13 protein-coding genes are annotated in these 16,599 nt (G+C 69.3%); 8 read left to right on the top strand and 5 right to left on the bottom strand.

The genetic code is table 11. The features are described 5' to 3' along the window. Positions 1-43: 43 nt before the first annotated feature. Positions 44-214: an SDR family NAD(P)-dependent oxidoreductase gene (locus AACL56_RS18920; protein WP_339091350.1), complete on the top strand. Its 171-nt coding sequence runs from the start codon at positions 44-46 to the stop codon at positions 212-214. A gap of 16 nt (positions 215-230) precedes the next feature. After that, complete coding sequence (locus AACL56_RS18925) at positions 231-1,412, top strand: MFS transporter (RefSeq protein WP_339091351.1); 1,182 nt, start codon at positions 231-233, stop codon at positions 1,410-1,412. Between the two features lie 69 nt (positions 1,413-1,481). Here the strand turns inward: AACL56_RS18925 and AACL56_RS18930 are convergent, their stop codons facing one another. Together AACL56_RS18930 and AACL56_RS18935 are read right to left on the bottom strand one after the other, a co-directional pair. After that, entirely contained in the window at positions 1,482-1,853 is a 372-nt protein-coding gene (locus tag AACL56_RS18930; protein ID WP_339091352.1) for a hypothetical protein, read from the bottom strand. Positions 1,854-1,893: 40 nt separating this feature from the next. After that, positions 1,894-2,919, bottom strand: coding sequence for a phosphotransferase enzyme family protein (locus AACL56_RS18935; protein WP_339091353.1), 1,026 nt, complete (start codon positions 2,917-2,919; stop codon positions 1,894-1,896). A 225-nt stretch (positions 2,920-3,144) separates the two neighbouring features. On the opposite strand from AACL56_RS18935, the gene AACL56_RS18940 reads away from it, so the two are divergent. Continuing rightward, positions 3,145-4,191 carry a PAS domain S-box protein gene (locus AACL56_RS18940; protein WP_339091354.1) on the top strand — a complete coding sequence of 349 codons (1,047 nt, stop codon included), beginning with the start codon at positions 3,145-3,147 and terminating at the stop codon, positions 4,189-4,191. A gap of 11 nt (positions 4,192-4,202) precedes the next feature. Beyond that, on the top strand, positions 4,203-4,835 hold the full coding sequence (locus tag AACL56_RS18945; protein ID WP_339091355.1) for a response regulator: 633 nt from the start codon (positions 4,203-4,205) through the stop codon (positions 4,833-4,835). Between the two features lie 12 nt (positions 4,836-4,847). Here AACL56_RS18945 and AACL56_RS18950 read toward each other — a convergent pair whose 3' ends face one another. After that, positions 4,848-6,599 (bottom strand): carboxylesterase/lipase family protein, encoded by a 1,752-nt coding sequence (locus AACL56_RS18950; protein WP_339091356.1) that lies wholly within the window; start codon positions 6,597-6,599, stop codon positions 4,848-4,850. A 222-nt stretch (positions 6,600-6,821) separates the two neighbouring features. Between AACL56_RS18950 and AACL56_RS18955 the strand changes: the two genes are divergently transcribed. Further along, the gene (locus AACL56_RS18955; RefSeq protein WP_339091357.1) at positions 6,822-7,178 is read left to right on the top strand and encodes a DUF2845 domain-containing protein; all 357 of its coding nucleotides are present in this window, start codon (positions 6,822-6,824) and stop codon (positions 7,176-7,178) included. Here AACL56_RS18955 and AACL56_RS18960 read toward each other — a convergent pair. Together AACL56_RS18960 and AACL56_RS18965 are read right to left on the bottom strand one after the other, a co-directional pair. Beyond that, positions 7,175-7,933, bottom strand: coding sequence for an NAD-dependent epimerase/dehydratase family protein (locus AACL56_RS18960; RefSeq protein ID WP_339091358.1), 759 nt, complete (start codon positions 7,931-7,933; stop codon positions 7,175-7,177). The genes AACL56_RS18955 and AACL56_RS18960 overlap by 4 nt on opposite strands. A gap of 104 nt (positions 7,934-8,037) precedes the next feature. After that, positions 8,038-9,135, bottom strand: a complete 1,098-nt coding sequence (locus AACL56_RS18965; protein WP_339091359.1) for an ATP-dependent DNA ligase — start codon at positions 9,133-9,135, stop codon at positions 8,038-8,040. A 179-nt stretch (positions 9,136-9,314) separates the two neighbouring features. Between AACL56_RS18965 and AACL56_RS18970 the strand changes: the two genes are divergently transcribed. The 3 genes from AACL56_RS18970 to AACL56_RS18980 all read left to right on the top strand — a co-directional run bounded on the left by AACL56_RS18970 (position 9,315) and on the right by AACL56_RS18980 (position 16,397). Next, positions 9,315-12,491, top strand: a complete 3,177-nt coding sequence (locus AACL56_RS18970; RefSeq protein ID WP_339091360.1) for a HEAT repeat domain-containing protein — start codon at positions 9,315-9,317, stop codon at positions 12,489-12,491. Further along, complete coding sequence (locus tag AACL56_RS18975; RefSeq protein WP_339091361.1) at positions 12,488-14,173, top strand: SWIM zinc finger family protein; 1,686 nt, start codon at positions 12,488-12,490, stop codon at positions 14,171-14,173. The genes AACL56_RS18970 and AACL56_RS18975 overlap by 4 nt, the downstream gene beginning before the upstream one ends. A gap of 283 nt (positions 14,174-14,456) precedes the next feature. Beyond that, positions 14,457-16,397, top strand: a complete 1,941-nt coding sequence (locus tag AACL56_RS18980; protein ID WP_339091362.1) for a reverse transcriptase family protein — start codon at positions 14,457-14,459, stop codon at positions 16,395-16,397. The last annotated feature ends 202 nt before the right edge of the window (positions 16,398-16,599 follow it).

Here is a 16,599-nt window from a genome sequence, read left to right on the forward strand (position 1 = left end):
CATCGACTCGCGCAGGCGACCCACCATTCACGGAAAGCAGGACATGCAAAAGACGATTCTCATCACGGGCGCCTCCACCGGCTTCGGCAAGGACGCCGCCCTCACGCTGGCAGCCCGCGGGCACCACGTGTTCGCAACGATGCGCGACGCCGACGGGCGCATCCGTGACGCGGCCGCGTCGCTGGCGCCCGCGGCGTCCGGCGCATCACTGTGAGAGCGAGGGCAAGACCATGGACAACCGGCTTCTTGTATTGGCTCTCGGCATGTTCGCATTGGGCACGGACACGTTCGTCGTGGCCGGCATCCTTCCGCAGCTCGCGCACACCTTCGGCGTCGACGTCGCCATCGCGGGGCAGCTGACGACGCTGTACGCGATCTCGTATGCGCTGCTCGCGCCGACGATCGCCGCGATCGCGGGCAACGTGCCGCGAAAGCGGCTCATGCTGGCGGGCCTGGGCATCTTCGTGCTCGCGAACCTCGCCACGGCGATCGCGCCGACCTTCACGATCGCGCTGGTGTCGCGCGTCTTTGCAGGGCTGGGCGCCGCCATGTACGCACCGACCGCAACCGGCACGGGCGCGACCATCGTGGCGCCCGAGCGCCGCGGCCAGGCGATTGCCGTGATCGTCGCCGGCCTCACGGCGGCCACGGCACTCGGCTCGCCGATCGGGACGGTTCTCGGAGGCCTGGGCGACTGGCGCTGGACCATGTACTTCGTCTCGGCGGTCGGGCTCGCGGCGGGCCTCGGCATCATGGCGCTGATGGGGAACGTGCCCCTGCCGCCGAAGATCGGTCTCAAGGCGCGGCTCGCACCCCTCAAGGACTCGCGCATCGGATGGACCCTGCTCACCACCTACCTGGGCATGGCGGGCAACTTCCTGGTCTACGTCTACTTCTCGGTGGTCTTCGATCGGGTGCTGGTCAACGCCGTGGTCTTCGGCGCGCTGCTGGTCGTGTGGGGTGCCAGCGGGACCATGACGAACATCGCCCTGGCGCGCGTGCTGGACAGGACGAGCCCGACCAAGGTCATGTTCGTGGTGCTCGTGGTGCAGGCGGTGGACATGGCCTTCCTGCCGTGGACGAGCGCTTCGCTGTGGCCGGCCGCGCTGGCCATCGCCGTCTGGGGCGCGACGGGCTGGGGCATCCAGGGGCCGCAGCAGTACCGGCTGGTCAACGTGGCACCGGTCATCGCGCCTGTCCTGCTCGGGCTGAACACCGCTGCGACCTACCTGGGCGTCACGACCGCCGGCATTCTCGGCGCGGTGGGCATCCACTACCTCGGCGCGCATTACCTGAGCCTCCTGAGCGTCGGCGTCTTCGTCCTGGCGATCTTCGCGTCGCATGTGGCCGGCCGGCAGATCGACCGCGACCGCGTCGGCGCCCCGGCGCAGGGCCTGCAGCACGTGCGTTGAGAAGCAGAGCCCGATGCCGGTGCCGGACCGGCAGGCCGATGCATCAGCCGCAGCATGCGCCGCAACCGCCTAGAGCCCGGCGCACGCGTGGCTCACGCTCGGGGATGCGCCGGTCGAACCTGCTTGCTCTCCGGTCGTCAGATCGACCCTGAAGATGCACGAGTAAGGCGGCCAGAGGTTGCCCTTCCGGCTCGAGCATTGCAGCGCTCCCTGCTTGCCGGACGTGGCACCCTCGCCGGTCGTGCAGTCGTAGCCCTGCGCGGCCAGCTTCCGGGCCAGCGCTTCAGGCGGCTCGCCGCGCGACGCCGACAGCACGGCCTCGATGTTGCGGCTTTCCCGGACCTCGACGGGAGCACATCCGGCGGCCATCAGCAGCGCAGTGGAAAGAAGCAATGCACGCTGAGCGAAGTGGCCGTGCTTCCAAAGAGATGGTGCAGGCATGGCTTGAAGTCCGTGGACCGGAAGCTTTCGAACACTGTCGTCACGCACGGAGATCCAGCCTCCCCCACGCCTCGAACACTTCCAGCTGCTTCTGCAGCCAATCCGCGGGCACCGCGTTCGTCCCCCAGTGATGCAGCCGTCCCGCGGCCTCGCCGAGGTTCCACAGGTGCCGGAACTGCAGGAACAGCGGCAGGGCCGCCAGGTCGCCGTCGCTCACTTCGCCGCCGCCCGCACGGTATCCGTGCAGGTAACGCGCCCAGCGCTCGCGGAGCAGCTCGTCGGGCTGCTTGAGGCTCTTGCGGAACATGTACGACCAGGGCAGTACGCTCAGGTCGTAGGCGAGGAAGCCCGGGCCCGCATCGTCGAAGTCGAAGAACACCGACGTCCGGGTTCCATCCGGGTCCGTGGCGACATGGTTGTTGAAGCCGTGGGTGTCGCCGTGGCAGACGACGCGCGTCAGCCCGGCCTCTGCACCGGCCAATTCGCCGAGGAGCCGAAGCACCAGTGCGCGATAGGTTTCCAGCAACTCCGCGTCCAGTTCCGGATGTGCCTGCAGATAGCCCAGGGTCCGGCCGGCCAGGTGATGGCCGTCCAGCGTGTAGCGGCTCGGCGGGCCTGCGTAGTCGCGCGCCGCCTGGTGCACCCGGGCCAGCGCATGCCCCGTGAGTTCGATGTCGTCCAGCGTGTCGGGAACCGCGCCTGCGGCATGCCGGAACAGCACCAGGGCGCGCGGCCCTTCGGGAAACTGCAACGGCACATGCATGCGCCCATCGGATGCCGGTATCGGCGCAGCGACGCCCACGCCCCTGGCGTCCAGGTGCGCCAGCAGCGAGGTTTCGAAATCGATGTTGAAGCCGCCGCGCGGCCGGATGGAATACAGCCTTGCCACATAGCGGGCGCCATCCGACGAACGCAATGCGTAGTTGTCGTTCAGCCCACGGCGGATCAGGTGGCACTGCTGCACCGCAATGCCATGGTGCTGCGCCACCCAGTGTGCGACCGACGAGGTGGCCGCCGTGGTGTGCGTGGGAACGAGCGCGGGATCGTGCGGTTGGACGTCGGGCATGGCGCATTCTCCATGGAGCGATGCGCGCACTGGAATGACGAGCGGCCACGGCCGAAGCAAGGCCGCCCGGCGCGCATTCGCGTGCCATAGGAATTTTCTGCACACGCCTCGGGACAAGCCCGCTGCTCGCAAACCCGCAGCCATCGGCCATGGGCGCACCCCCGCCCTATCATCCCCACGCGCCCGGCCCCCAGCCGCAGCAGCCACAGCAGCCACCATCCCGCCTTGACCGCACCCGACCGCGAAAGCCTGCAGGACCTCTCCTTCCACACACTGGTGGAACAGATGGTCGCGGGCATCTACGTGATACAGGACGACCGCTTCGTCTACAGCAACGCCACGTGGGCCGCCATCGCGGGCTACACCGCCGAAGAGGTCACGGGCATGCCGCTCGCGCAGATCGTGCCGCCCGACTTCCTCGAGGTGGTGCGCTCGCGCATCCGGGACCGGCTCGCGGGCACGCCGCCGAGCATGCACTTCATCACGCGCGGGCTGCATCGCGACGGCGGCGTCCGGCTCGTGGAGGTGCACGGTTCGCGCATCACCTTTCGCGGCCGTGCCGCGGTGATGGGCGTGGGCGTCGACGTGACCGACCGCGTGCACAACGAGGAAGCGCTGCGCAGCTCGCGCGAGCAGCTGCAGGCACTGGCCGCCTACACCGCCAACAAGCTCGAGGAGCAGCGCCTGGCCATGGCACGCGATGTGCACGACGTGCTCGGCGGCATGCTGACCTCGATCAAGATGGACGCGACGCGCATCCAGCGCCGCGCCGAGAGCGCCGAGATGCAGGCGCTCACGCAAGGCCTGATCGCACTCACGCAGCAGACCATCGACACGGTGAAGCAGATTTCCGAGGCGCTGCGACCCAGTGCGCTCGACCACCTCGACCTGTCGGCGGCGCTGGCGAACGAATTGCGCGAGTTCACGCGCCGCTCGGGCGTGCCGCACAGCCTGGACGCGCAGGCCGACACGCTGCGCCTGCTGCCGCGGCGCACGACGGCGGTGTACCGGATCTTCCAGGAGGGCCTGACCAACGTGTCGCGCCATTCGAAAGCGCGGCACGTGGCGGTCACGCTGCGCGTGGAGAACGGCCGGCACCTGCACCTGGCGCTGCACGACGACGGCTGCGGCTTCGACACCGCGGCGCCCGGCGCCAGTGCGCTGGGCCTGCTGAGCATGAGCGAACGCGCACGCGAGATCGGCGGCGAGCTGCGCATCGTCTCCGCGCCGGGACAGGGCACGCGGCTGAGCCTGCGTGCGCCGCTGCTGTGAAGGACGGCCGGATGATCGACATCCTCATGGTCGACGACCACACCATCTTCCGCTCGGGCCTGCAGCGCCTGCTGCACGACGAGGCCGACATCCGCACGGCGGCCGAGGCCGCCAACGGCGCGGACGCGCTGGAGCATGTGCGGCATCGCCGCTTCGACATCGTGCTGCTCGACATCGGCATGGAGGGCCGCAACGGGCTGGAAGTGCTGGCTTCGATCCGCGCGCTGCAGCCGGCGCTGCCGGTGCTGATGCTGTCGATGTACGCCGAGGAGCAGTACGCGCTGGTCGCCATCCAGGGCGGCGCGCGCGGCTACATCGCGAAGGATGCCGAGCCGGCCGAGCTGGTGCGCGCGATCCGCCGAGTGGCGGGCGGCGGCCAGTACCTGAGCGCGCGCGCCGCGCCGCTGGTGAGCGGCCAGCTCGAAGGCCGCGACGACCGCCCGGCGCACCAGCGCCTCACGGTGCGCGAACACCAGATCATGCTGATGATGCTCAAGGGCCTGTCGCTCACCGTCATCGGCGAGGAAATGCTGATCAGCGTGAAGACGGTGAGCACGCACCGCACCCACATCCTCGACAAGCTGGGCGTGGCGAGCACCGCCGAACTGGTGCTCTACGCGGTGCGCCACGGCCTGGTGCAGTAGGCCGCAGGCCCTTCAGCGCGGTCCGCCGCGCAGCGGATCGACATTGGCCGGCAACGCGTTGAAGTCGACCTGCTGCAGCAGGAAGTCGCGCTGCTGCGGCGACAGCAGCGTGTAGCGCGGCCAGAAGAACAGGTAGTCGTCGCTCGACATGTACGACTGGTTGTCGAACACCATGCGCTTGCTGCAAAGCAGGCAGACGAAGTTGGTCCAGTTGTTCCACGGCGTCTTGCCGTCGAACAGCCGGCTCGGTGCGCCGTAGCGCGCGAAGCTGGCGGTGTAGTCGATGAACCTGTCCGACAGCGCCTTGCGGCTGGCGGCGTTCGCTGGGCTCCAGGCAAAGCGCATGAAGTTGGGCTCGTCGGTCACGAAATTGCCGAACAGCGCCGCCACGTCGATGGCGTGAAACGCGCCGAAGGTGTCCTTCCAGGGCTGCGGGGTGTCGTCCCAGTTGTAGTTGTAGCGGTAGATGTCGCCGTTCTGCAGCCGCAGCACACGGATGACGTTGTCGATCACGTTGTCGATCGCATAAGTCAGCACCTCGTGCGTCTGCGTGTACACCGGGCGCCACTCGGGCTTGATGAGCTGGTCGAAGGTCACGGTGCCGGGCGGCGCGAAGTTGCTCAGGTTCCAGAACTCCTGCTGCGTGGGCTGTCCCATGCCGAACAGGAAGGCGAAGTACGAGCCCTCGTCGTGCGTGGAGCCGATCATCAGCGGCATCTTGTTGTAGTCGCCCAGCAGCAGGCCCGGCAGGCCACTGGCGCGGATCACGGTGCCGTCGGTGAAGTGGCCGGGCACCACGGGACTGGGCGTGAACTTCATGATCTGCGCGGCGCTGGCGTTGCGCAGCAGCGAGGCGATGTCGGCCTGGCCCATGCCTGCGCGCTGCGCGGCCGCCTGCGCCAGGGTGGACGCGCGGCCGGTGTCGACCAGCAGGTTGTCGATGAGCGACTCGGCCGCCAGCGTGCCCACGACCGGTGGATACGCATTGGGGATGCCCGACATGCACACCGCGCGGTGGAACTTGCCCGCCGCCAGCGGCGACTGCAGCAGGCCCCAGGTGTTGATGCAGCCGGCCGATTGTCCGGCCACGGTCACCTGCTGCGGGTTGCCGCCGAAGGCCTGCGCGTTGGCCTTGACCCAGTCGAGCGCGCGCACCAGGTCGAGCGTGGTGAAGTTGCCCGAGTCGTCGAGCGCATTGCCCGTCTTCAGCGCCGGATGGTTGAGCCAACCGAGCATGCCCATGCGGTACTGCACCGTCACCACGACCATGTTGGCCTTCTGGGCGAGGTAGGCGCCGTCGTAGGTCGGGTCCTTGGCGGAGCCCTTGGTGTTGCTGCCGCCGTGGATCCAGACGAACACGGGCAGGTTGTCGGCGCTGGAGTTGGGCCGCCACACGTTGAGGTACAGGCAGTCCTCGCTGCCCACGGGCTGGCCGAACGTGGCCGGGTCGGGCTCGCCGAAGGGATTGCCGACCTGTGCGCACATGCCGGCCAGCATGGTGGCCGCACGCGAACCGCCCCACGGCAGCGGCGGCTGCGGTGCACGCCAGCGCAGGTTGCCCACGGGTGGCTGCGCGAAGGGAATGCCGAGGAACGCCTGCGTGTTGTTGGCCGCGGCCTTGCCATAGATCTGGCCGGCGTCGAGCGCGCGCGTGAGGCTCTGGTTGTAGGCGGCCAGCGCGGGAAAGGTGCAGAGCGTGGAAGCCGCAAGGGCCCACAGGGCCGCGCTGCGCACCACGCGCAGCCACCGGTGCAGGGAATTCATGGGGTCTGTCTCCTGGTGAATGCCTCGGGCTCTCTGGCCGGGGTCATTGCAGGATTCTGCGGACTGCAGCCCTGCCGCAGGCTCGGTGTCATCGCAGGGGGCTGGCAAGAATTCTCCGATTGACACCGGCGCCGCAAAGCGCCATGAACTTCCGCGCACCGCTACAGTCCCAGGCTGATCGACCCCACCGTGCACCTCATCCCTCGCCTCCCCCGCGACCCCATGCGCCACACCGCCGCCAGCGCCCTCCTCTGCCTGTTCGCATTCGCCCATGCTCCGGGTGCCTCCGCGCAATCGCTGAACTGCGGCGGCTTGCTCTCGGGCATCGGCGACTCGAAGTTCTCCGTGGTGCAGCGCTGCGGCGAACCGCTGTCGAAGGAGGCCGTCTGCGTGCCCCGGCCGCAGGTGGCGTGGGTGCTTTCGCCTTACCCGGGCGGCCGGGCGCAGCAGGTGGTGACGCAGCAGTGCGTGCCGATGGAAGACTGGGTCTACCACCGCGGCCAGGGCAACTTCCTCGGGATCGTCCGGTTCTACAACGGCGCGGTCGAATCGGTGCGCGACGGCGAGAAGGTGCGCTAGCGCCGGGGCTCCTTCGCCGGGATGCCGGCGAGGCCTTGAGCGGCGGCGTGCCAGCCGAGTTCGCGCTTCGCCTTCTCGGTGCTGACCTCGGCGCTGTCTTCTGCGATGTTGAAGATGCCACCGGCCGGATGCCGCAGCGCGAGCAGCGCTGCGCGTGCCGCGTCGGCCACGTGCAGCGGCATCGGGCCCTTGGGCTCGGCGGCCGACGTGCCAGGTCCGTAGAGCTGGCCATAGCGCAGCACGGTCGCGGCGATGCCCTTTGCGCCGAGCACGCTCTGCTCCAGCGCCACCACGCCGCCGACGCTGACACGGCGCGCGCCTTCGGCATCGACGTCGAGCGGCCGGTCTTCCGTGTACGGCCTGGCACCGGGCGCATAGGCCCACGCGATGCTCTGCGCCACCAGCCGCTTCGCGCCTGCGGCCAGCGCGGCTGCCACGAGGTTGCGCGTGCCTTCGGTGCGCACGCGTGCATTGCGCACCGCGGCGTCGGCCATGCGCGCGGGGTCGAGGTCCTTGGGCAGGTCGGTGAGCTGGTGCAGCACGGCCCACGGCCCGATGGCCTTCATTGCGGCCTCGAGTGCCGCCGCGTCGAACACGTCGACCACCACCGGCTGTACGCCGAGGGCGCGCAATGCATCGGCACGCTCCGCGTTGCGCGTGCTGCCGTACACCATGTAGCCGGCCTCGAGCAGCAGCGGCACCAGCGCCGTACCCACTGCGCCGGTGGCGCCCGCCAAAAATACCTTCTCGCTCATGCCTGTCGTCCTTCAGCCAGTGTTCATTGAGCATCAAGCGTAGGTGTGCGAGGCGGCCGGCAAAAGGCCCAAGAATCCCGAAAACGAATGGCCCAAGGCGCCGGTCAGGCCGCGTCGTCTTCCTCGAGTGCCGCGCTGCGGTCCTTGATGCGCGTGACCTGTGACAGCACAGCGTCGGCCGCCGTCATGTCCGGGCGCTGGCCCTTGTAGACGGGCTGCTCGAACTTGCCGCCGGCGTAGCGGTACAGGTAGCGCACCTCGACCAGCGTGCCCACCGGCGGCAATGTCTCGTTCGGCGGCACGGTCACGTTGCCCAGGTCGATCATCGCGCCGGCTTCGTCGCGCAGGCCCACCGCCACCGAACGCTGCGCATTGACGCGGATCACCTCGCAGGTCGCGCTCTGGTTGAACTTGAACTTCAGGCTGGCGGTGCTGCGGCCCGCGGCGAACGGTGCGTCGAGCGCCTTCAGCACATAGCCTTCGCCGTGCGCGGCCAGCAGCTGCGCCGCGCGGTTGCGCTTGCCTTCGGCAGTGAGCTCGAGTTCGAGCACCGTCATCCAGGGCACCAGCGCCGCCACGCTGCGCAGCTGGCCGAAGCGTTCGATGAACGGCGCCCCGCGCAGGTCCTGGCCGCCGAGCTCCAGCAGGTCGAAGGCCATGAAGGCATCGCCCACATGCTCGCCCGGAATCACGGTGCGGCCCGAGGGCACCTGCGCGCCCCCGACCCAGGCCTGCGGAATGTCGACGAACAACCCGCGGCGGTTGGTGCCGCGCACGGTGTCGCCTTCGATCAGCAGGATGCGGTTCTCGCCATCGGCTTTCTCCTGCAGGCCCCAGCCCGGGTCGTCGAAGTAGCGCGCCACCTGCTCCTCGAGGATCAGCGTGGGCAGTTGCGGCAGTTCTCCGCTCATGCGGCCGGCCAGCTCGCTCGAGGTGTAGAGCGCGCCCGATTGGTCGGTGGTGTAGCCCTTCGACGTCTTTTCCTTCACCACCTTCTCGTAGATCTTCAGCGCGGCCTCGAAGGCGACCGGACTGCTGGTCTTGGTGCCGGTGGCGAGCGTGCCGCCGCGCCGGCCGTTGGCGTAGTCGACCACCCAGTTGCCGTCGCCGGCTGGACGCAGGTGCGCCTGGTAGACCTTGTCCGAGCCCTGGCCCGTGAAGTAGAGAAAGCTCGACTGGGGCGCCTGTTCCGTGTTCGCCATGTGCGGGTGTGAAGAAGATTAAGAAGAATCTCTACGCCGCGCGTGATGTGCGGCGGGTGATGTGCAACGCAGATGCAAAGGCCGGATGCTACACAGCGTAAACAATCATCAACCACCGCTAAGATGCGCGGCGATACAAGAAATACAACGCATCCAACCGAAGGCAGGGAGGCCTCCGCGTGAAGCGCATACGCTCCGAGAAATTGATCCGCATGAGGCCGGGCGCGCTCGGCGCCACGGGTTTCTGCACCGTGGAACTGTTTGCCCTGCCGGAAGCACCGGGCCATGTGGTCCACGTGAGCCTGAGCACGGACGGCAAGCAGTGGAAGGAAACGGTCCACACGCCTTCGCCTCTTCCGCTGGAGCCTGCCACCGCCGCCTTCGAGCGCGCCGTGGCCGCGCACATCGCGCAGGGCTACGCGATCGAGGGCACGCCCCAGCCTTTCACCGACGTGGCTGCAACGCCCGCGAGCGCCGCGTCGCACCCCGGCGACGCCGTGCTGCTGGCTTCCCTTGCACCCGACGCCTGGCGCCTGCTGCCGCCGGTGCGGCAAAGCCGCGTGGTGTGGCGCATCGGCGAGCGCCGGCTGGCCTCGGCCGTGCCTCGGCTCATCGAACTGCTGGAAACCGGCGAGCCCATGCTCGACTACTGCATCGCCTGGGCCATCGGCCGATGCGGTGATGACGGTGCGTTCGAGGCCATGCGCGAGCTGTCGCAGCGCGGCCGCACGCCGGTGGTGACGCGCGCTGCACGCTGGGCCTCGCTGAGCCTGTGGCCCGCCGATGGCCGCGCCGCTGAAGCGGCACGCATCGTCGACGACTGGCCCGCGCCGCTGCGTCGCGCCTGGGCCGGCATGCAGGAACCGGCCGCCGGCGACGCCGTGGCGTTGCTGCAGCAGCATCTGGCAGACACGGCACTGTGGAACGGACTGAAATACGCAGCGTGGGTCGAACAGGTGTTCGATCTTTCGCTGCTCGACGGCCCGCAGGCCGACAGCCTTGCGCACAAGGCGCTGCTGCAGGTCGCGTCCACCCTGCAACTCGCGGCCGGCAGCTTCCGTGCATGGCGGCGGCTCTACAAGGGCGCGGAGTTCGCGGGCAACTACACGCTGCTTGGCGTGCTGCACCAGCGGCTGGAAACGCAGCGCGCGGCGTTCCGCTCGGGCGGGCGCTGGGCCCAGGCGAACGGCCGCTATGTCGAGATCGCCAAGGAGATCGTGCGGCCCGACAGCCGGCTCGCGTACAGCCATCGCACGCGCGACTACCTGCGCCGGCGCACCTGGCGCAGCCTGCGCAGGCTGGCCATGGCCGGCACCGCCGACGAGCCGAGCTGGCTGCAGCTGGCCATGGGGGTGCTGCTCGCGGCCGACGATGCCGACGCAGGCACTGCCGGCCAACAACGCGAGACGCGCTGGACCGAGGAGCCCAGCAATTGGCACACCGGCCCCTACAGCCGCTGGCTGGTGCTGATGCAGCTGCTGCATCGCCACGACCCCGAATGGGAAGCGCAACGCGGCGGCTTGCGCTGGCGCCGCCACACGCCGCTGCCCGAACGCCGCGTGAACCGCACCGAAGCCTGGCCCGAGCGCTGGGACCGCCATCCGCAGGCGCTGCTGCAGCTCATGCAACAGGGCCGCTGCGCCGCGGTGCATGCCTTTGCCGCGCGCGCCCTGCCGGACAACAAGCCCTTCTGCGACGCGCTGGAGCCGCCCGCCATCTGGCAGCTGCTCGGCAGCACCTGGGACGACACCGCCCGCTTCGCGCTGGGCCTGGCGCGCGAGCGCATCGCGGCAGGCACGCCGGCGCTGCCCTGGTTGCCGGCGCTGCTCGCTTCACCGCTCGAGGAAGCGCGCACGCTGGCACTCGACCACATCGCGCAGGACCCCGGCCTGTACAGCCAACAGGTCGACCTGCTGCTGATGCTGCTGACATCGGCCCACGCCGAAGTGCGCCGCGCATCGCGCCTGCTGCTGCAGGCTGCCGCGTCGAATCCGTCGACGCTCGATGCGCTGTGCGTCGAACTGCTGGCCTGGCTCGCGGCATGCGACACCGAGACGCCCGCGATCGGCGACATCTGCGAGAACGTGCAATGGGCGCTGCAGGGCCCGATGCGCACTGCCGCTGCAACGACGCCGCTGCCTGCGCTGCTCGCGCTGTTCGATCACGCCGCCGCCGACGTGGTGGCCACGGCGGCCGAATGGCTGCTGCTGCACCCGGCCTCGGTGCACGGACTGCCGGTGGAGGTGCTCACGCGCCTGCTGCAGTCGGACGACGCGCGCCTGCGCGGCGCGGGCGTGCGGCTCTTCACCGCACTGCCCGACGACACCCTCGTGGCGCAGCCCGCGCTGTTCGCGGCCTTCTGCAGCAGCCCGATGGCCGGCGTGCGCGCGGCCGTCGCGCCCAAGCTCGCGCAGCTGCTGCCCGAGCATCCCGCGTTCGGCGCGGCGCTCATGCCGATGCTGCGCGACGAACTGTTCCGCGCCGAAGCCGCCGAAGGCGTGTTCGATGCGCTGCTGCAATGGCTGTGCGGGCCACTGGCCGTGCACACCCGCGCGGGCGAGCCGGCCGTGACGCTGCGCCTGCTCGAAGCACGCAGCAAGGGCGCACAGCGCCTCGGCGACTGGCTGCTGCCGCAACAGGACCCGCAAGGTTTCAGCGTGCTGGAAACCGCGAGCATGGGCCTGGTCGACAGCGCAGCGGCGCGGCGCTGGGCCATGGAACAGCTCGCAGCCCAGCCGCAACGCACGCTGGCACAACTCGGCGACGCGCTGCGCATGGTCGACAGCCGCTGGGACGACGCGCGCGACTGGGCCCGCCAGTGGTTCGCCACACAGGGCGCCGCCGGGCAGTGGACGCCTTCGCTGCTGGTGCGCCTGTGCGACCACAAGGACGCCGGCGCGCAACGCCTGGGCCGCGAACTGCTCACCACCCATTTCGACGTGACCGATGTCACCACCTACATGCTGCAACTGAGCCAGCACCCTTCGCCCGGCATGCAGCTGTTCGTGACCAACTGGCTGGCCTCGGCCGCTGGACAGAAGCCGGAGGTGCTGGCCCGGCTGGAACCCTACTTCCTCAGCGTGCTGTCGCAGGCCAACCGGGGCCGGCTGGCCAAGGCCCGCGTGATGCAGTTCCTGGCCGCGCAGGCGGTGCACTCGGAAGACATCGCGCGCATCGTGGCACGCGTGTTCGCGCGGCAGGCCGTCACGGGCGCCATCACCGAGCGCGCGCAATACGTTGCCGGGCTGCGCAGCATCCAGCAAGCGTTCCCCGGCCTGGACAACCCCTTGCAGACCGCCACGGTGCGCAGCGTTGCACCGCGCCTCGCATTGCCCGCCGGAGGCCGCGCCGCATGAGATTCCAGTACCGCTACTTCGGCCACTCCGGCGCGCAGCAGACCGCCACCAGCACCGCGTTGCAATTTGCTCCCGACACGCTGCGCGCGCCGGTGCACTTCGTGGCCGACGTCAACCGGCACCTGCCGTTCCGCGAAGGCATGTCCGCGCTGCACGACGTGGTGGTGGGCGACCTGCGCTTCCAGCCGCGCGACAAGACCGCGTACTTCGAATGGCTCGCCGGCCAGGAGAGCGAACTGCTCGCGCAGTTCATGGCGCGCAGCGACGACCTGAAGGCGCAGATGGCACCGCTGCAGCAGGAACTCGCCACGCTGCGCAAACGCAAGCAGGCCGTGATGCAACCCTTCCTGGGTGCGCAGAAGCGCTACTTCGACCACCTCTACAAGGTGAACCGCGAAGCGTGGTTCGTGCTCGATCCCGTCATCACGGTGCACCCCGACCGCGTCTTCTTCGAGTGCTTCAGCCAGGACGAGTCGAGCTACGGCATGTTCTCGTGCAGCCACGAGGCCTTCGATCGCGTGAGCGACCACGCCTTCGGCACGACCAACGTCGACTACTCCGAGTCGCTGTACGACGAGTTCCAGAAGATCCGCGACTACAAGGCCACGCGGCTGTCCATCGACCCCGGCGGCTTCCAGGTGCAGAGCGAGAACGACCCGGCCTTCCACGAGCCGAAGATCGACGTGCCCGACAGCTGGGTGCGCGGCTTCCTGCAGGTGAGCAGCGCGATGCTGCTGCCCGCGCAGCGCCTGCAGCTGCATCCGATGGACATCCACAACATCTGCCTGGTGCTGCGGCGGCGCAAGGAGCGCGTGGGGCCGCGCTCGCTGCGGTTCATCCTGCGCCCGGGGCAGCCGGTGCGCATCCTCTTCGAGCCCTGGGGGCACGAGATGGTGTGCCCGCGTTCCACGCACAGTGCCACCTCCGACACCGACATCCGCGTCTGGGGCCGGCGCCGGCTGCTGCAGCTCGAGCGCCTGGTGCCGGTGGCCCAGGGCTTCACGGTGCACCTGCTGGGCACCGGCATGCCGAGCTTCTGGGTGGCACAGCTGCCCGGCATGGAGTTCACGCTGGGCCTGTCGGGCTGGACCGCCAACGACTGGTCGCGCAACGGCCACTTCGAATTGCTGCAGCCGCGCCACACGGTCGACCAGGACAGCCAGCTGCGCGTGTTCGCGGCGCTGGGCGAACGCTGGCGCGCCACCACCGCCGACCTGGCCGCCGCCACCGGGCTCTCGACGCTCACTGTGGACGCCGCGCTCGGCGGCTACGTGCAGGCCGGGCGCGTGGTGTTCGACCTGGCGCACGGCGTCTGGCGATTGCGCGAACTGAGCCGCGAGCCACTGCCGATGGACAGGCTGCGCTATGCCAGCCCCGAGGAAGAAGCGGCCGCGGAACTGGTGCAGGCCCGGCGCATCGCCAACGTGAAGACGCAGGCACGCGCCGACGGCGGCTTCGCGCTCAGCGGCAAGTGCAAGGGCGCATCGGGCGAGCGCGAGTACCAGGTGAGCCTGCAGCTCGACAGCGACCAGCGCGTGGCGTCGGGCGAATGCCAATGCAGCCACTTCGTGCGCCATCGCATGACCAAGGGACCGTGCGAGCACATGCTGGCACTGCGGCTTTCAGCCAACACAACGATCACAACGACGACAGATCAGCAAAGGATCGCAAACATCGGCTGATACACTGCTTTTTGCGAACGGAGCGGGAAGGCTCTTGCAATCCGGGTGGCGCATCGCCACCCTCGCACACAGCACTTCCCAAGCGTCACTGGACGTCTCTTCACTGTGCCGGATGGCCATGGTGACGCGACGACAGTACGGCTTCCTCGAAGCTCATCGGCGTCACCATGGCCATCCGGCGTCGAGTGGAGCCCTCCAGTCCCGAGGCTCTTCGACGAGATTCCCGCTTCGTTCGCAATTTTTTCTTCAGCAGTGCATCGGCCGGTGGCGCAGCGCCATGACCATGCAGTCTCCCCCCGCTTCCTCCATTCCCGATTCGGCGCTCACGCGCGAGCAGCTTTACGAGCGCATCCGCAACAGCTCGAAGCAGGAGGTCGTCCTCGAAGAGATGCAGCGCCTCGGCTTCTGGCCGCAGGACGCGACGCAACCCACCGTCGAGGCGCAGCTGATCCGCCGCGAGACCGAACTGCAGACGGCCCTCTCGAAGCTCGGCGACGAGCTGCGCGGCATCGAGGACCGTGACCGGGCCCTGAAGTCGATGCGCAAGGAACGCATGGCCAAGGCCCGGGAACGCCGCGAGGAAACCCGCCAGCGCCTCGCGCAAGGCCGCCATGCGCGCGCCGTGGCCTGGCACGAGCGGTGCCAGCGCGAGCTGCTCTACCTCGGCGACGGTGTCTCGGGCGGACTCAACGAGGCGCACAGCGACAGCCAGGCACTGGCGCGCAACGCCCTGCCCGCAATCGACCAGGCGGGCGAACTCGCGCAGGCGATGGGCATCGGGCTTGGCGAGCTGCGCTTCCTCGCGTGGCACCGCGAGGTCGCCAGCGTGAGCCACTACCAGCGCTTCACCATCGCCAAGAAGAGCGGCGGCGAGCGCCACATCTCGGCGCCCATGCCGCGCCTGAAGCGCGCGCAGTACTGGGTGCTCGACAACATCCTTGCCAGGATGCCGGTGCACGAGGCGGTGCACGGCTTCCTGCCGGGGCGCTCGATCCTCACCAACGCCGCGCCGCACGTGGGCCAGGACGTGGTGATCAACCTCGACCTGAAGGACTTCTTTCCTTCGATCGGCATGCGGCGCGTGCGCGGCGTGTTCCGCCAGCTCGGCTATTCGTCGCAGGTGGCGAGCCTGCTGGCGCTGCTGTGCACCGAGGCGCCGACCGACGAAGTGCAGCTCGACGGCCGGCGCTACTTCGTCGCGCGCGGCGAGCGCGTGCTGCCGCAGGGCGCACCGACCAGCCCGATGCTCACCAACCTGCTGTGCCGACGGCTCGATGCGCGGCTGGCCGCGAGCGCGGCGAAGCTGGGCTTTCGCTACACCCGCTACGCCGACGACCTGAGCTTCTCTGCGGATCCCGCGCACAGCCGCGACACCGGCAAGCTGCTCTGGCGCGTGAAGCAGATCGTGGCCAGCGAGGGCCTCACGGTGCACCCCGACAAGCAGCAGGTGATGCGCCGCCATCGCCAGCAGCACGTGACGGGCATCGTGGTCAACGACAAGCTCTCTGTGGACCGCGACACGCTGCGGCGCTTCCGCGCGGTCCTGCACCAGGCGGAGCGGCACGGACCGCAGGGCCTGCAGTGGAACGGCAACACCGACGTGATCGGCGCGCTGCGCGGCTATGCGAACTTCATCGCGATGACCGACCCGGCGCGTGGCGCGCCCTATCTGCAACGCGTTCGGGCGCTGGCCGACAAGCACAAGGGCAGCACGGCGACCGCACCCACGGCAGCACCGGCCGCGCAGGAGCCTGCGCAGCGCAAGCTCCCCGCAGGGCACTTCCGCGCGCAGTCCGCCGCGGGCCAGGCGCCGTGGCCCGCGTGGTGGAAACCGGCCGAGGCTGCGGCACCGGTGCTCGAGAAGACGACCGAGCAGATCGCCGCCGAGAAGAAGGCGCAACGCGACGCAGCGCGCGAAAGCGCTTCTGCAGCGCCCGCGCCGCCGGCCCCCGCAAGGACCGCGGCTGCGGCACCCGCATCCACGCCCGCCCAACCCGCGGCGCCCGGTCCCGGCTCGCACGTCGCCTGGATCGTCAGCATGATGGTGCAGGCGCTCTACGTGGTCACGGTGTTCCTGTCGGGATCGAGCCCCCTGATCTGGCTGCTGACGGGCGGCGTGTTCATCGGCAACTTCCTGCGGCGCAAGACCGGCTGGGGCAACTTCATCGCCGCCGTGGTGGTGTCCTCGGCGCTGGCCGCGCTCGTGCACGGCATGAAGAACTGACAACGCGCCGTTCGCACCGGGCTGCGGCGAAACCACAACGCGCTTCACAGCGCGAGGCAAGCCCGCTACATTCGGCGCTTCGACAACCACACGGAAAGCGGAGGTGCACGATGGAAGACACTGCAATTCAAGCCCCCACCCACGTGCTGTTTGTCGGCCCCTGCTGAACTGACCCCGGAACCCCGGGTTCGCGCGCTCGCCG

The organism is Variovorax paradoxus (assembly GCF_902712855.1).
Taxonomy (GTDB): Bacteria; Pseudomonadota; Gammaproteobacteria; order Burkholderiales; family Burkholderiaceae_C; genus Variovorax; species Variovorax paradoxus_Q.

Excerpts from the sequence above, each read along its gene's own strand:
- AACL56_RS18950 (WP_339091356.1), bottom strand. The coding sequence starts at position 6,599 with ATGAATTCCCTGCACCGGTGGCTGCGCGTGGTGCGCAGCGCGGCCCTG.
- AACL56_RS18980 (WP_339091362.1), top strand. The coding sequence starts at position 14,457 with ATGCAGTCTCCCCCCGCTTCCTCCATTCCCGATTCGGCGCTCACGCGC.
- AACL56_RS18925 (WP_339091351.1), top strand. The coding sequence starts at position 231 with ATGGACAACCGGCTTCTTGTATTGGCTCTCGGCATGTTCGCATTGGGC.
- AACL56_RS18960 (WP_339091358.1), bottom strand. The coding sequence starts at position 7,933 with ATGAGCGAGAAGGTATTTTTGGCGGGCGCCACCGGCGCAGTGGGTACG.
- AACL56_RS18930 (WP_339091352.1), bottom strand. The coding sequence starts at position 1,853 with ATGCCTGCACCATCTCTTTGGAAGCACGGCCACTTCGCTCAGCGTGCA.
- AACL56_RS18945 (WP_339091355.1), top strand. The coding sequence starts at position 4,203 with ATGATCGACATCCTCATGGTCGACGACCACACCATCTTCCGCTCGGGC.
- AACL56_RS18975 (WP_339091361.1), top strand. The coding sequence starts at position 12,488 with ATGAGATTCCAGTACCGCTACTTCGGCCACTCCGGCGCGCAGCAGACC.
- AACL56_RS18965 (WP_339091359.1), bottom strand. The coding sequence starts at position 9,135 with ATGGCGAACACGGAACAGGCGCCCCAGTCGAGCTTTCTCTACTTCACG.
- AACL56_RS18935 (WP_339091353.1), bottom strand. The coding sequence starts at position 2,919 with ATGCCCGACGTCCAACCGCACGATCCCGCGCTCGTTCCCACGCACACC.
- AACL56_RS18920 (WP_339091350.1), top strand. The coding sequence starts at position 44 with ATGCAAAAGACGATTCTCATCACGGGCGCCTCCACCGGCTTCGGCAAG.
- AACL56_RS18955 (WP_339091357.1), top strand. The coding sequence starts at position 6,822 with ATGCGCCACACCGCCGCCAGCGCCCTCCTCTGCCTGTTCGCATTCGCC.